Origin of the sequence: Amycolatopsis kentuckyensis (genome assembly GCF_002155975.1) — a bacterium.
Taxonomy (GTDB): domain Bacteria; phylum Actinomycetota; class Actinomycetes; order Mycobacteriales; family Pseudonocardiaceae; genus Amycolatopsis; species Amycolatopsis kentuckyensis.
In genome coordinates this window covers 1-13,869 of record NZ_MUMI01000420.1, presented here as the reverse complement: position 1 = coordinate 13,869, position 13,869 = coordinate 1, and the positions used below count along the sequence as shown (strand labels likewise).

Annotated in this window: 14 protein-coding genes; 9 read left to right on the top strand and 5 right to left on the bottom strand. The window is 71.8% G+C overall.

The window, feature by feature from the left end; genetic code table 11:
• Window positions 1-872 (bottom strand): LacI family DNA-binding transcriptional regulator (locus tag CCN39_RS34515; RefSeq protein ID WP_086849191.1); only part of this gene is annotated, 872 nt, incomplete at its 3' end.
• Window positions 873-1,037: 165 nt separating this feature from the next.
• Between CCN39_RS34515 and CCN39_RS34510 the strand changes: the two genes are divergently transcribed.
• The 4 genes from CCN39_RS34510 to CCN39_RS34495 are packed head-to-tail and all read left to right on the top strand — an operon-like array spanning window position 1,038 to window position 5,755.
• A complete protein-coding gene (locus CCN39_RS34510) occupies window positions 1,038-2,267 on the top strand; it encodes a sugar ABC transporter substrate-binding protein (RefSeq protein ID WP_086849190.1) in 1,230 nt (409 codons plus the stop codon).
• Window positions 2,268-2,278: 11 nt separating this feature from the next.
• Entirely contained in the window at window positions 2,279-3,223 is a 945-nt protein-coding gene (locus CCN39_RS34505) for a carbohydrate ABC transporter permease (RefSeq protein WP_434781145.1), read from the top strand.
• Window positions 3,220-4,029: a carbohydrate ABC transporter permease gene (locus tag CCN39_RS34500; RefSeq protein WP_086849186.1), complete on the top strand. Its 810-nt coding sequence runs from the start codon at window positions 3,220-3,222 to the stop codon at window positions 4,027-4,029. The genes CCN39_RS34505 and CCN39_RS34500 overlap by 4 nt, the downstream gene beginning before the upstream one ends.
• 25 nt (window positions 4,030-4,054) lie before the next feature.
• On the top strand, window positions 4,055-5,755 hold the full coding sequence (locus CCN39_RS34495) for an amylo-alpha-1,6-glucosidase (protein WP_086849184.1): 1,701 nt from the start codon (window positions 4,055-4,057) through the stop codon (window positions 5,753-5,755).
• A gap of 15 nt (window positions 5,756-5,770) precedes the next feature.
• Here the strand turns inward: CCN39_RS34495 and CCN39_RS34490 are convergent, their stop codons facing one another.
• Entirely contained in the window at window positions 5,771-6,139 is a 369-nt protein-coding gene (locus tag CCN39_RS34490) for a VOC family protein (RefSeq protein WP_086849182.1), read from the bottom strand.
• Between the two features lie 374 nt (window positions 6,140-6,513).
• On the opposite strand from CCN39_RS34490, the gene CCN39_RS34485 reads away from it, so the two are divergent.
• Complete coding sequence (locus CCN39_RS34485; RefSeq protein WP_086849180.1) at window positions 6,514-7,206, top strand: glycoside hydrolase family 12 protein; 693 nt, start codon at window positions 6,514-6,516, stop codon at window positions 7,204-7,206.
• Between the two features lie 97 nt (window positions 7,207-7,303).
• Here CCN39_RS34485 and CCN39_RS34480 read toward each other — a convergent pair whose 3' ends face one another.
• Complete coding sequence (locus CCN39_RS34480) at window positions 7,304-8,968, bottom strand: FAD-binding dehydrogenase (protein ID WP_086849177.1); 1,665 nt, start codon at window positions 8,966-8,968, stop codon at window positions 7,304-7,306.
• 174 nt (window positions 8,969-9,142) lie between these two features.
• On the opposite strand from CCN39_RS34480, the gene CCN39_RS34475 reads away from it, so the two are divergent.
• On the top strand, window positions 9,143-9,529 hold the full coding sequence (locus CCN39_RS34475; RefSeq protein WP_086849176.1) for a hypothetical protein: 387 nt from the start codon (window positions 9,143-9,145) through the stop codon (window positions 9,527-9,529).
• Between the two features lie 8 nt (window positions 9,530-9,537).
• On the opposite strand, the gene CCN39_RS34470 is transcribed toward CCN39_RS34475, so the two are convergent.
• Window positions 9,538-10,113, bottom strand: coding sequence for a TetR/AcrR family transcriptional regulator (locus CCN39_RS34470; protein ID WP_086849174.1), 576 nt, complete (start codon window positions 10,111-10,113; stop codon window positions 9,538-9,540).
• A gap of 86 nt (window positions 10,114-10,199) precedes the next feature.
• Here CCN39_RS34470 and CCN39_RS34465 point away from each other — a divergent pair, with 86 nt between their 5' ends.
• Window positions 10,200-11,096, top strand: a complete 897-nt coding sequence (locus tag CCN39_RS34465) for an aldo/keto reductase (protein ID WP_086849172.1) — start codon at window positions 10,200-10,202, stop codon at window positions 11,094-11,096.
• Between the two features lie 20 nt (window positions 11,097-11,116).
• Here CCN39_RS34465 and CCN39_RS34460 read toward each other — a convergent pair whose 3' ends face one another.
• On the bottom strand, window positions 11,117-11,755 hold the full coding sequence (locus tag CCN39_RS34460; RefSeq protein ID WP_086849171.1) for a GntR family transcriptional regulator: 639 nt from the start codon (window positions 11,753-11,755) through the stop codon (window positions 11,117-11,119).
• Between the two features lie 119 nt (window positions 11,756-11,874).
• Between CCN39_RS34460 and CCN39_RS34455 the strand changes: the two genes are divergently transcribed.
• The gene (locus CCN39_RS34455) at window positions 11,875-12,858 is read left to right on the top strand and encodes a YbhB/YbcL family Raf kinase inhibitor-like protein (protein ID WP_086849169.1); all 984 of its coding nucleotides are present in this window, start codon (window positions 11,875-11,877) and stop codon (window positions 12,856-12,858) included.
• A gap of 40 nt (window positions 12,859-12,898) precedes the next feature.
• Window positions 12,899-13,840, top strand: coding sequence for a GlxA family transcriptional regulator (locus CCN39_RS34450; RefSeq protein ID WP_086849167.1), 942 nt, complete (start codon window positions 12,899-12,901; stop codon window positions 13,838-13,840).
• Window positions 13,841-13,869: the final 29 nt, after the last annotated feature.

Sequence of the window (13,869 nt, the reverse complement as noted above, 5' to 3'; positions counted from 1 at the left end):
TCCGCCGCCGTCAGCGGGGGGTGGAAGTCCTCCGCCAGGCGCTCCGCGATCACTCCCGTCAGCGAAAAGTCGCGCGGCACCTCGAGCCCCGCGCGGTGCAACGCGCGCTGGACGCCCGGCAGGGCCGCTTCGTTGATCGTCACCGCCGCCGTCACCGCGGGCCACTGCGTCCGGATTTCCTCGAAGCAGGCCAGGCCCGCCGCCGCTTCGTCCGCGCAGCACACCGTTCGGGCCGTCAGCCCGCGGGCCGCCGTCGCGTCGAGGAAGCCCGTCGCCGAGCGCAGAGCCGGACCGTAACCCGCCGCGACGAGCTCCGCCGATCGGTTGATCAGCACCACCTCTTCGTGGCCGAGATCGGCCAGGTGGTGGACGCAGCGCGTGATCAAGGCGCCGTAGTCGACGTCCACCCACCAGGACGCGCCCGGGTGCTCCACGTGGCCGATCGTCACGAACGGGAGGCTCGCCTGGCTCAGCCGCTCGACCCGCGGGTCTTCGAGGAGGATCTCCATCAGGATCACGCCGTCGACGCGCCGGCCGGTCACGATGCGCTCGAACGACCGGTCGTGGTCGCCGCCGCTGGGGGAGAGCAGGACGTCGAGGTCGTGGGCCGCCGCCGCGTCGACGACGCTGCCGACGAAGCCCAGCTGGACGTCGGTCAGCCGGCGGCTGGCCGGCGGGACCACCAGCCCCAGCGTGCGCGTGCGGCCCTCGGCCAGGGCACGGGCGCTGGCGTTGGGCCGGTAGCCGAGTTCGGTGATGACGTCGTTGATGCGCTGCACCGTGGCCGCCGACACCGGTCGCTTGCCGCTCAGCGCGTACGACACGGTGCTGCGCGAAACCCCCGCGCGCCGCGCGATCTCCCCGATGTTCATGCCACTCCTGACCCCGGTGCTCAGAACCGGTTCGATCGTAGTACACGCAGTATTGCGCAGGAGTGCTCTCGCGGTTTACGGTGACGCCGCCCGCCGCATCGAACCGGTTCGATGATGCTGAGACTGCCTCCAGGTCGTCGCAGGTGCCGACAGGAAGGACCTCCCATGAAGCGTCACCCCCTCATCCGGCTGCTTTCGGTGGCCGTCGTCGCGACGGCACTGGCCGCCTGCTCCTCCGGCACGGCCCCCTCCGCGGCCGGCGGTACCTTCACCGTCTGGGACCCCTACCCGCAGTTCGACGCGAGCTCGGCGTGGGCGAAGGTCGTCGACAAGTGCGGCGCCGACGCCGGGGTCAAGATCACGCGGCAGGCGTTCGACACGACCGACCTCACCAACAAGGTGCTGCTCGCCGCACAGCAGAACACCGCGCCGAACGTCCTCGTCGTCGACAACCCGGTCGTCTCCACGCTGGCCGAGGGCGGGGTGCTCAAGTCCAACGCGGACACCGGGCTCGACGCCGCGCAGGTGGCCCCGAACCTGCTCGCCGCCGCCGACGTCAAGGGTCAGGTGTACGGCGTCCCGATCGGGGCGAACACGCTCGCCCTCTACTACAACAAGGCCGTGCTGACCGCGGCCGGCGTCGACCCGGCGTCGGTGAAGGACTGGGCGAGCCTCGACGCGGCGCTGGCCAAGGTGCACGCCGCCGGCAAGAAGGGCATCACGTTCTCCGCCATCGGCACCGAAGAAGGCAGTTTCCAGTTCCTGCCGTGGTTCTGGGGTTCGGGCGCGAACCTGACCGACCTCGCCTCGGCCGACGCCGTCTCCGCGCTCGCGCAGTGGAAGTCGTGGCTGGACAAGAAGTACGCCCCGAATTCGGTGGTCGGCAACACGCAGACCACCAGCTGGCAGGAGTTCGCGACGGGCGAGTACGCCTTCGCCGAGAACGGCACCTGGCAGCTGCAGAACGCGAAGAAGGCCGGCTTCGAGTACGGCGTCCTCCCGATCCCGGCGCGCACCGGGGGAGCGGCCCCGGCGCCGACCGGCGGCGAGTTCGTCACCGTGCCCGCCCAGAGCAGCCCGGACGCCGAGAAGACCGCGGGCAAGATCGCGTCCTGCCTGACCAGCCCGGCCAACGTCGGAGACTCCGACACCGCGCTGACCTACGTCTCGGCCGTGCCGTCCGTGCAGGACAAGCAGGTCGCCGCCCAGCCCGAGCTGAAGGTGTGGGTCGACGCGGTCAAGGTCGCGAAGGGCCGCACCGGCGACAACCTCGGCACCCGGTACCCGCGGATCTCCGAACCGCTCTGGGGCGCCGTGCAGGCCGCGCTGACCGGCGCGAAGGCCCCGGACACCGCCCTGGCGGCCGCACAGGCGACCGCCGCGTCGGCGAAGTAGGCCGGCTCGTGCTGGACACCCGTCAGCAGGCCCCCGCCCGTCCGGAAGCGCGAGCGCCCGGACGGGCCGGGCGGCGCCGCAGGCAGCAGCTCCTCGCGTGGGCGTTCCTCGCCCCGCTCGTCGCCTACCTGCTGCTGTGCTACGGCTATCCGCTGGTCACGAACATCGATCTCAGCCTGCGCAACTACACCGTCCGCACCTTCGTGCACGGCGGGGCACCACTGGTCTGGTTCGACAACTACGCGGGCGTGTTCGCCGATCCGACGTTCCGCACGGCGTTGCTCAACACGCTCGTCTTCACCGCCGCGTCGCTGCTCTTCCAGTACGGCATCGGCCTGGCGATGGCGGTGTTCTTCGCCCGGAACTTCCGCTTGGGCCCGACGCTGCGCGCGCTGTTCCTCGTGCCCTGGCTGCTGCCGCTGATCGTCTCGGGCTCGACCTGGGCGTGGCTGCTCAACAGCGAGTCCGGCGTGGTCAACGCCGTGCTGGGCTGGTTCGGCGCCGGCCGGATCGACTGGCTGACCTCGCCGTCCTGGGCGCTGGTCTCGGTGATCATCGCCAACATCTGGATCGGCGTGCCGTTCAACCTCGTCGTGCTGCACAGCGGCCTGCAGAACATCCCGGCCGAGGTGTACGAGGCGGCGTCGCTCGACGGCGTCGGCGCGTGGCAGCGGTTCCGGCACGTCACCTTCCCGCTGCTGCGACCGGTCTCAGCGATCACCCTGCTGCTGGGGCTGGTCTACACGCTGAAGGTGTTCGACGTCATCTGGATCATGACCCGGGGCGGGCCCGGCGGGGCGTCGACCACCCTGGCCACCTGGTCCTACCAGCTCGGCTTCGGCAGCATGCTGCCGCGGTTCGGGCCCAGCGCGGCGGTGGGCAACGTGCTCATCCTGCTGGCCCTGGTCGCCGGGCTGCTCTACATCCGCGCGCAGCGCAGGCAGGAGGAAGCGTGATCCGCCGCTGGCGCACCGCGGTGGGGCTGGTCCTCACGGCGGTCATGCTGTTCCCCGTCTACTGGATGGTCAACGTGTCGCTGACCCCGGCCGGGCGGATGCGCAAGTCGCCGCCCGACTGGTTCCCCGCCGCGCCGACGTTCGAAGGCTACGAGCGGGTGCTGCGCGAACAGCTCCCGTACTTCGCCACCAGCCTGTTCGTCGCGCTCGGCACGGTGGCGCTGACCCTCGCCCTGGCCGCGCCTTCGGCCTACGCGCTGGCCAAACTCCGCCCGCGCGGGCACCGGGCACTGGGGTTCGTGCTGCTGGTCGCCCAGATGATCCCCGGCATCATCATGGCGCTGGGCTTCTACGGCATCTACGTCTCGCTGGGGATCACCAACACCGCCTGGGGCCTGGTCCTCGCCGATTCGACGATCGCGGTGCCGTTCGCCGTGCTCGTCCTGACCTCGTTCATGGCAACAGTGCCGGACGAGCTCGTCCAGGCGGCCACGATCGACGGCGCGGGCGCGGTGCGCGCGTTCTGGTCGGTGGTGCTGCCCGCGAGCCGCAACGGGGTGGTGACCGCGGGGCTGTTCTCGTTCCTGTGGGCCTGGTCGGACTTCGTCTTCGCGGCGACGCTCGACGGCGGCGGCTCGATGCGGCCGCTGACCCTGGGGATCTACCGCTACATCGGCAACAACAACCAGGAGTGGAACTCCATCATGGCGACGGCGGTGGTCGCCTCCGTGCCCGCCGCCGTGCTCCTCGTGCTGGCGCAGCGGTTCGTCGCCGCCGGCGTCACTGCGGGCGCCGTCAAGGACTGAGCCCCCTCTCGGAAAGGACGCTTCTGTGCCCACGGGCGAATTTTCGCTGCGGGAGATCCCGTTCAGCCACCCGGGATCGTGGTTCGACGTCTCCCCGGTGGTGGCCCAGGCCACCTACGCCGACGACCTGCACCTGGTGTCCCACCGCCACGGCATGCACGCCGTCCTGGCGCTGGTCCCCGAAAGCGGCGGGCAGCGGGCCGACGTTCCGGCCGGCGCCACGCCGGCCGCGCTCACCTGGGGAACCGGGGACCGGCGGGTCACCGCGGCCTTCGCGGGCCCGGACGTGCTCCGGATCGCCGGGCACGGTCTCGACCTGAGGATCCGCGCGGCGGAGCTCACGCTGACCCCGTTCACCGGCACCTACTTCTTCGCCGACCCGGTCGACGGCTCGGCCGTGTTCACCTCCTACGAAACCGGTCACCGCTACCGCGTCACCGTCCTTTCCGGACACGTGCGGCACGTCGGCGCCGAAGCGCTCGGGACGGCCGAGCGGGCCGTCGTCGTGAGCGGCGACGCCTGGGAGGTGGCGATCGAGGAACTCCCCGGCGCGCGTGCGCCGTACGCGGCGGCCTCGGCGTTCGACGAGGTGGTCGCCGCCGCCCGGGCGGAGTTCGCCGCTTTCGCCGATGCCGTGGCGCCGTGGCGCGGCGAGCGCACGCCGGCGGCCGAGCTCGCCTGTTACGTGCTCTGGTCGGCCATCGTGGCGCCCGCCGGGTTCGTCGGCCGTCCGGCCGTGCTGATGTCGAAGCACTGGATGGACAAGGTGTGGAGCTGGGACCACTGCTTCACCGCGCTCGCCCTGGCCGGGGGACGGCCGGAACTGGCCTGGCACCAGGTCCAGGTCGTCTTCGACCACCAGGACGACCGGGGCGCGCTGCCCGACTCGATCACCCACGCCGAGGTGCTGCGCAACTTCGTCAAACCACCCATCCACGGCTGGGCGCTGAGCCGGCTGCGCGGCCGCCTGCCCGGTGGCCTGCCCGAACCCGGGCTCGCCTACCGGCAGCTGGCGGCGTGGACGACGTTCTGGCTCGAGCACCGCCGCGTGCCCGGCGGCCCGTTCGCCCACTACGAACACGGCAACGACAGCGGCTGGGACAACGCGACGCCGTTCGCGCAGCGGCGGCTCGTGCAGACGCCCGACCTCGCCGCGTTCCTGGTGCTGCAGCTGAAGGAACTGGCCGTGCTGGCCGCCGGGCAGGGGGATCCCGACGCGGCCGCGCGGTGGGACGCCGAAGCGGAAAGCCTGCTGGCGTCCCTGCTGGACGAGCTGTGGGACGGCACGAAGTTCGTCAGCCGCGTGGCCGCGACCGGGACGGTGCACTCCGGGGCGAGCCTCCTGGAACTGATGCCGATCGTGCTCGGCGAGCACCTCCCGCCGATGGTCCGGGACAAGGTCGTGGCCGGGCTGGAGGCGCACCTGACCGACATCGGGCTGGCGACCGAGCGGCCGGAGTCCGCGTTCTACGAGGCGGACGGCTACTGGCGCGGCCCGGTGTGGGCCCCGGTCACCGTGCTGATCGAGGACGGCCTCCGCCGTGCCGGCGCGACGGAGCTCGCCGACCGCGTCAGCGCCCGATTCCGCGCGGTGTGCGAAAAGTCCGGGTTCGCCGAGAACTTCGACGCGCTGACCGGGGACGGCCTGCGCGACCGCGCCTACACGTGGACGGCCGCCGCCTACCTCCTGCTCGCCGGCGACGCCGAAGCGCGCTCGAAGCGGTAGGCGGCTCGCCGCACGTCAGGTGCGGTCGTGCAGCGTGACGTGGTAGCCGTCGGGGTCGGCGAAGGTGAACGTCCGGCCGAAGGGGCCGTCGATCGGCGCGGAGACGATGGGGTGCCCGTCGGCGGCCAGTGCGTCGTGGATGGCCTGGACGTCGGTGGCGTGGAGCCAGATCGCGGCTCCGATGCCGGGCCGGGCCACGGAGGCGAGATCGGTGCCGGGGACGACGTCCCGGAGGGCGAACGCGATCGGCTTCGTCTCGAAGACGACGGCGTGCGGCGGCCCGGCCGGCGAGCGGACGAGGCCGAGGTACTGCTCGTAGAACGCCTGTGAAGCGGCGAGGTCGCGCGCTTGGAGCGAGACGAAGTCGGGGCCGGTGGCGGGCATGGTGCTGCTCCTTCTCTTCATGTCAGGTTCCTGACATCAACCACCGTATGTCAGGAACCTGACATGAGTCAAGCCGGAGCCGGGCCGCACTGTCGAATCGCATCGACAATGCGGGGTTCGTGAACGTCTCCCGGTGGCGTGCGAAAACGGCGTGCAATTCGACAAAATCGAAGCCGTTGTTGAGATCGAAATCATCGAAGTATTGGTTGAGGCGAGCTGATCGATGCTGGTCGAATGCCGGTGAATCACCCACCGTATCTTGACCGGTACGCAACCGGCCTGCGATAGTCGTCCCACTCCCGTTCACGCCGCGCCGGTGGTGAATAAGTCGTCGAAACGATTCGACACAGAGCAAATCGGGAAAGGACGAATCGATGCACAACGTGGTGCGTTCCCTCCTCGTCTCACTGACCGCGGCCGCCGTGGTGGCGACCACCGCCGGGGTGGCCGAAGCGGCCACCTGGTCGTCTTCGGACAAGTGGGCGACCTGGTCCAACGGCGGCTACACCGTCCGCAACGACGTCTGGGGCAGCGGTGCCGGGCCGCAGTCGATCTGGGCGAACTCCTACAGCAACTGGGGAGTGTGGGCCGACCACCCGAACACCGGCGGGATCAAGTCGTACCCGCACTCGGCGAAGAACGTCGGCCGGACGCTCAGCTCGCTGCGGCAGGTGTCCAGCAGCTTCAACGTGAGCCGCCCGGGCAGCGGCGCGTACGAGACCGCGTATGACATCTGGGCGAACAACAACGCCTACGAAATCATGTTGTGGGTCAACAAGCAGGGCGCGGTCGGCCCGCTCGGCAGCAAGCAGACGACGGTGAGCGTCGGCGGCCACACCTGGGACGTCTACAAGGGATCGAACGGTTCGAACGCGGTGTTCTCGTTCCTGCGCACGTCGAACACGAACGCCGGCACCGTCGACGTCCTCGCGGTGCTGAACTGGATCAAGGCCCGCGGCTGGTTCGGTGACGTGACCCTCGGCGAAGTGCAGTTCGGGTTCGAAATCACGTCGTCTTCGGGCGGGCTGAACTTCACGTCCAACAGCTATTCCGTCTCCGCGTCCTGATCGGCACGCGACCCCCCCGCCGGGGCACGGCGAGCCCGGAACTGCTGTCCGCGACGGCGGCGGTTCCGGGCTCACCGCATCCGGCGCACCGCGGCGATCACCGGCGGGCCATGGCCCGGCCCGCCGCCCGCCCGGAGAACACGCAGCCGCCGAGGAAGGTGCCTTCCAGCGCGTTGTAGCCGTGTACGCCTCCGCCGCCGAAGCCGGCCACCTCGCCCGCCGCGTACAGGCCGGGGATCGGCGTTCCGGTGGCGTCGAGCGCCTGGGAGTCCAAAGTGGTCTGGATGCCGCCCAGCGTCTTGCGGGTGAGGATGTTGAGCCGGACGGCGATCAGCGGGCCGTGGGCCGGGTCGAGGATCCGGTGCGGCTTGGCCACGCGGACCAGCTTGTCGCCGACGTAGCGGCGGGCGTTCGCGATGGCCATCACCTGGAAGTCCTTGGTGTACCGGTGGCCGATCTGGCTGTCGCGGGCGGCGATCTGGCGTTCCAGGTCCGCGACGTCGAGCTGCGGGCCGCGCGCGATCCGGTTCATGCCGGCCACCAGATCCGGCAGGGTGTCCGCGACGACGAAGTCGGCCCCGTGCTTCTTGAACGCCTCGACCGGGGCCGGCGCGCCCTTGCTGACCCGGCTGAGCAGCATTTCCGCGGCGGATTTGCCGGTGATGTCGGGATTCTGTTCCGAACCGGAGAGCGCGAACTCCTTCTCGATGATCGACTGGGTCAGCACGAACCACGAGTAGTCGTAGCCGGTGGCGAGGATCGCCTTCAGCGAGGAGTTCGTGTCGAAGCCGGGGAAGTTCGGGGCGGGCAGGCGGCGGCCGGTCGCGTCGAACCACATCGACGACGGGCCGGGGAGGATGCGGATGGCGTGGTCCGGCCAGATCGGGTCCCAGTTGTGCACGCCTTCGGTGTAGTGCCACATCCGGTCCCGGTTCACCAGCCGCGCGCCCGCCCGCTCGCTGATGCCGAGCATGCGGCCGTCCACGTGGGCCGGCACGCCCCGGATCATCGTCTCCGGCGCCGGGCCGAGCCGGTCGACCGGCCAGTTCGCGCGGACGATGTCGTGGTTGTGCCCGATGCCGCCGGAGGCGACGAGGACTGCCGCGGCCCGGAATTCGAAGGTGCCCGCCGGCTCACGGGAGGTGGCGACGCCGCGTTCGGCGTCGGCCGGGGCGAGGATCGTGCCCCGGACGCCGTGCACGCCTTCGCCGTCGCCGAGGAGTTCGTCGACCTGGTGCCGGAAGGCGAATTCGACCAGCCCCCGCCGTTCGGCCTCCAGCACCGGTTCGGCGAACACCCGCACGACCTCCGGGCCGGTGCCCCAGGTGACGTGGAAGCGCGGGACGGAGTTGCCGTGCCCGGTCGCCGTCCCGTCGCCGCGTTCGGCCCAGCCGACCACCGGGGTCAGGCGCAGTCCCAGGTCGTGCAGGTAGGCATACTTCTCGTGCGCGGCAAAGGAGACATAAGCCTCGGCCCACCGGCGGGCCCAGCGGTCTTCGTCGTCGCGGTCGAACCCGGCGGACCCGAGCCAGTCCCGGAGCGCGAGCTCGGGGGAGTCGCGCACGCCGAGGCGGCGCTGTTCGGGACTGTCCACGAAGAACAGCCCGCCGAACGACCAGAACGCCTGGCCGCCCAGGTTGTTGCGGTTCTCCTGGTCGAGGACCAGGATCCGCTTGCCCGCCTTGACGAGTTCGTGGGTCGCGACGAGCCCGGCCAGGCCGGCCCCCACGACGATCACGTCCGGTTCGCCGGATGCCACCATGCCCGCTCCCTCGCTCCGCCGGGCCGGCCGGCCCCGCCGGACCCTATGCCGGGCGGTGATCACCCGTCCATCCGCGCACCGCGAAAGAGGGCGGCGTCACTCCAATGAGGAGAGTCGCTGTCGAATTTCGCGAAACGGCTTGAAGATGCCGGGGCCGGACGGGAAGGTGGACCGATGGAACCGGGTGACGCCGCGCGGAAAGCGCTGGCCTGCGTGCGGATCTTCAACGGCGCGGTCGGGCTGCTCGCGCCCGGCCGGATGGCGGCGAGCCTGGGCAGCGCGCCGGCGGAGGACCGGCGGTTCGGCTACCCCGCGCGCATGTTCGGCATCCGCACCCTGGTCCTCGGGACGGACCTGCTGCTGCTGAAGGCGGACGACCCCGCCGCCCGCCGGATCCTGCGGCAGGCGGTCCTGATCCACGCCACGGACACGGCGGCCGCCGCCTACGCCGGAGCCCGCGGCGAACTCCAGGGCAAGGCGGCGAAGTTCACCGTCGCCATCTCCGCGGTCAACACGGTGCTGGCGGTGCTCTCGCTCGCGACCGCGAAGCCGCGCGGCTGACCGCGGCTTCAGGGATGCACGCGGAGCGCGTCGACGATCAGGTCGAGCATCCGGCCGGTTCGTGCCGGGTCGCGTTCGTCCGCTGTGGACAAGAACACGCCGAGCAGCATCAAGGTCACGTCCTCCGGGTCGGTGCCCGGGCGTAGCGTGCCCGCTTTCGCGCCCGCGTCGAGGATCGCCCCGATCGCGGCGGTGATGCGCTGCCGCGTGGCCGGCGTCGCGATGCGGCCCGACGCGACGCTCGCGCGGAGGACGTCCGCCATCCCGCGCTTGGTCGCCACGAACGCCGCGTAGCGATCCATCCATGCGCGGAGGGCTTCCTCGGGCGCCAGTGCGTCGAGCAGGGCCGGTGCGCTGTCGGTGACGTCGTCGAGTTCCGCCGCGTACACGGCTTCGACGAGCGCTTCGCGGGTCGGGAAGTGCCGGTAGAGCGTCCCGATGCCGACGCCGGCCTCGCGGGCGACGGCTTCGAGCGCGACGGTTCCGTCGGCGGTGGCGAACGCGGCCCGGGCGACCGCGACGAGTTTGTCCCGGTTGCGGCGCGCGTCCGAGCGCACCGGCCGGGCCGGGTCGGGCGAAGACAAAACGGAGGCACCTCCGGTTGTGCTACGGTCGGCTTGAGCGGAGGCTCCTCCGCTTTGCCATCATCGCACGAGGACGGGGACCACCCATGTCATCTCCCGAACGCGGCGCGCTCGCCGGCCGCACCGTCTCCCGCGTCGGCTACGGCGCGATGCAGCTCGAGCGCCTGCACGGCGACCGCGCGGCCGCGATCGCCCTCCTGCGCCGCGCCGTCGAACTCGGCGTCGACCACGTCGACACGGCCCAGTTCTACGGCAACGGCTTCGTCAACGGCGTCATCCGCGAGGCCCTCGGTTCCGGCGACGACGTCCTGATCGCCACCAAGGTCGGCGCCGACCCGGACCCCGGTGGCCCGATCCCGCTCCGCTTGGCGCAGCGACCGGAAGAGCTGCGCGCGAGCGTCGAGGACAACCTCCGCGCGCTCGGGCTGGACCGGATCCCGCTGGTCAACCTGCGGCGCGCCGACCGCCGGCCCGGTGTGCTCGCCGAGGGCGACCAGCGCGTCGGCCTCGACGACCAGCTCGCGGTGCTGACGGCCCTGCGTGACGAAGGCAAGATCGGCGCGATCGGGCTGAGCGCGGTCACCCTCGACGTCCTGCGCCGGGCCCTTCCGGCGGGGATCGCCTGCGTGCAGAACGCCTACAGCCTCCTCGGCCGCGACGACGAGGACATGGTGGAGCTGTGCGTCGCGGAAGACGTCGCCTGGGTGCCGTTCTTCCCGCTGGGCGGGGCGTTCCCGGGCCTGCCGAAGGTGACCGACGAGCCCGCCGTGCAGGCGGTCGCGCGGACGTCGGGGTGGACGCCGGCGCAGGTCGGGCTGGCCTGGCTGCTGCACCGCGCCCCGAACGTGCACCTCATCCCGGGTACCGCGAGCGCGCCGCACCTCGAGGCCAACCTCGCCGTGGCGGACATCGAGCTCGACGGCGAGACGCTGGCGGCGCTGAACGCGATCCCGGTCCGGTCGATGGACGCCGCTCTGGGCTGAGTGCGCGCGGCCGGCCGGTCTCACCCCGGCGCCGGGCCGCCCGCCAAGGCCGTCGCGGTCAAGGTGAGGTGCCGGGTGAGGGCCTCGGCCGCGGCGTCGGCGTCGCGGGCCAAGGCCGTCTGCTCCAGCAGGGCGTGCTCGGCCAGGTGGTCGCGGCCGGGGGTGCGGTGGGCCGACCAGCGGCGGGCCAGCTCGCTCGCCGTCCACATCCGGTCGAACGTGTCCAGGAGGACCGGGTTGCCGCAGCCCTCCAGCAGTGTGCGGTGGAAGATCCGGTGGGCTTCGGCCCAGTCGGCGCTGTAGTGCCGGCCTTCGCCGGGCGGCGTGCGGGCGAGCCGGTGGTGCGTGGCCCGGACCCGGGCTTCCCACGCGAGGTCGCCGCGCTCGAGGGACAGGCGCAGCACGAGCGGTTCGACCGTCCGGCGGGCCTCCGCGACTTCCTGCCAGCGGCGGTCGGAGAACGCCGGGACGGCGAAGCCGCGGTTGGGCAGGCGGTCGGCGAGGCCGTCGCCGACCAGGCGGACCAGTGCCTCGCGCACGACGGCCAGGCTGACGCCGCGTTCCTTGGCCAGGTCCTGCGGTTTGAGGGCTTCGCCGGGGGAGTACTGCCCGCGCATGATCGCGTCCCGCAGGTGCGCGTGGACCTGTTCGGAGAGCATCGGCCGGCCCGGTGCGGCTGTCTCGGTCACCCTCGCAGCATAGACGATCGACAAGATAATCGATTATCGGTGCTATGGTCGATGGTGCCCACGTTCCAGCCAGGGAGACAAGTGATCCGATGAACGACCCGTTCGCCCGCCTGCCCGAGGTGCCCTCCTTCACCGTCACCAGCACCACGATCGCCGACGGCGCCGCCCTGCCGCCCGAGCACCGGTCCGGGAAGGACGTCTCGCCGCAGCTGTCCTGGAGCGGTGCCCCGGCGGGCACGAAGAGCTACGCCGTCACCGTCTACGACCCCGACGCCCCGACCGGCTCCGGGTTCTGGCACTGGGCGGTCGCCGACATCCCCGCGACCGTCACCGAGCTGCCGGAGGGTGCCGGGGACACCGCGGGTTCGGGTCTCCCGGAAGGTGCTTTCCAGCTCCCGGGCGACACCCGCGAGGCCCGCTTCCTCGGCGCGGCCCCGCCGCCCGGGCACGGCCCGCACCGCTACTTCTTCGTGGTGCACGCCCTCGACGTCGCCTCGATCGGCGTCCCCGCCGAGGCCACCCCGGCCGTGCTCGGCTTCACCATGGCCGGGCACGTCCTCGGCCGGGCGGTTCTGACCGCCACGGCGGAAACCCCGGGCCCCGAACGCGTCGAGGTTTCCCGGCTCGTCCCCGCCCCCGCCGAGGCCGTCTTCGCGGTCCTGGCCGATCCGCAGGGGCACGTGGACATCGACGCTTCGGGCATGCTCATGGCCGCCGAAGGGGAACCGGTGCGGCAGGCGGGCGACCGGTTCCTGGTGCACATGGACCGGGACGCGCTCGGGGACGTTCCCCTCGGCAAGTACGACGTCGAGGTGGTCATCACCAAGCTCGTCGCGAACGAGGAGATCGCCTGGACCGTCGAGGGCCGGACCGGGACGCACGTCCGCCACGTCTACGGCTACCGGCTGGAGCCGGCCGAGGGCGGCACCCGCGTCACGTCCTACTACGACTGGTCGGAGATCGCCGAGCAGTGGAAGCGGCGCCTCACCTTCCCGGTGGTCCCCGCGTCCGCCCTCAAGGCCACCCTCGGCATCCTCGAACGCACCGTCCGCCGGCGCATGGCCGAAAAGTAGCCGACCGACTGGATCACGCCACGCGGCGTACGGTGGCGGCATGTACACGGTTGCGGTGCTGGCCCTCGACGACGTGATCGCGTTCGACCTGGCCACGCCGATCGAAACGCTCGGCCGGGTCCGGCTGCCGGACGGTCGCGGGGGGTACCGGATCGTCGTCGCCGGCCCGGAGCCGGTGGTCGGCGCCGGGCCGCTGCGGCTCACCGTCGAGGTGGGGCTCGACGAGGTGGCGCACGCCGACCTCGTCGTCGTCCCCGGGCGGAACGACCCGGACCGGCCGACCCCCGACGGCGTGGCGGAGTTCCTCCGGGCCGCGGTGGCGCGCGGCACCCGGGTCGCCTCGATCTGCGTCGGCGCGTTCACGCTCGCCGAGGCCGGCCTGCTCGACGGGCAGCGGGCGACCACGCACTGGCTCGCCACCGACGAGCTGGCCCGCCGGTACCCCGCCGTCGAGGTCGACCCGGACGCGCTCTACGTGGACAATGGCCGGATCCTGACGTCCGCGGGCGCGTCGGCCGGGCTGGACATGTGCCTGCACATCGTGGAGCGCGACTACGGCGCCGCGGTCGCCGCCGACGCCGCGCGGCTGGCGGTCGCGCCGTTGCAGCGCACCGGCGGGCAGGGGCAGTACATCCTGCGCAACCGGCCGACGTACCGGACCGCGACGCTGGAGAAGGCTCTCGGCTGGATCGAGGAGAACGCCCACCGCCCGCTCACGCTGGCCGACATCGCCGGCGCGGCGGGCATGAGCACGCGCACGCTGACCCGGCACTTCCACGCGGAGACCGGGCAGAGCCCGATCCAGTGGCTGACCGGGGTGCGGATCCGGCACGCCCAGGAACTGCTGGAACTGACCGACCACACGGTCGACCGGATCGCCGGGCAGGTGGGCTTTCCGTCGCCGAGCAACTTCCGGGTGCAGTTCGCGCAGATCGTGCGGGTCAGCCCGAGTGCGTACCGGAAGACGTTCCGGTCGCGGTAGGTCCGCGGCGCCGGCGCAGGTGGGGCCGG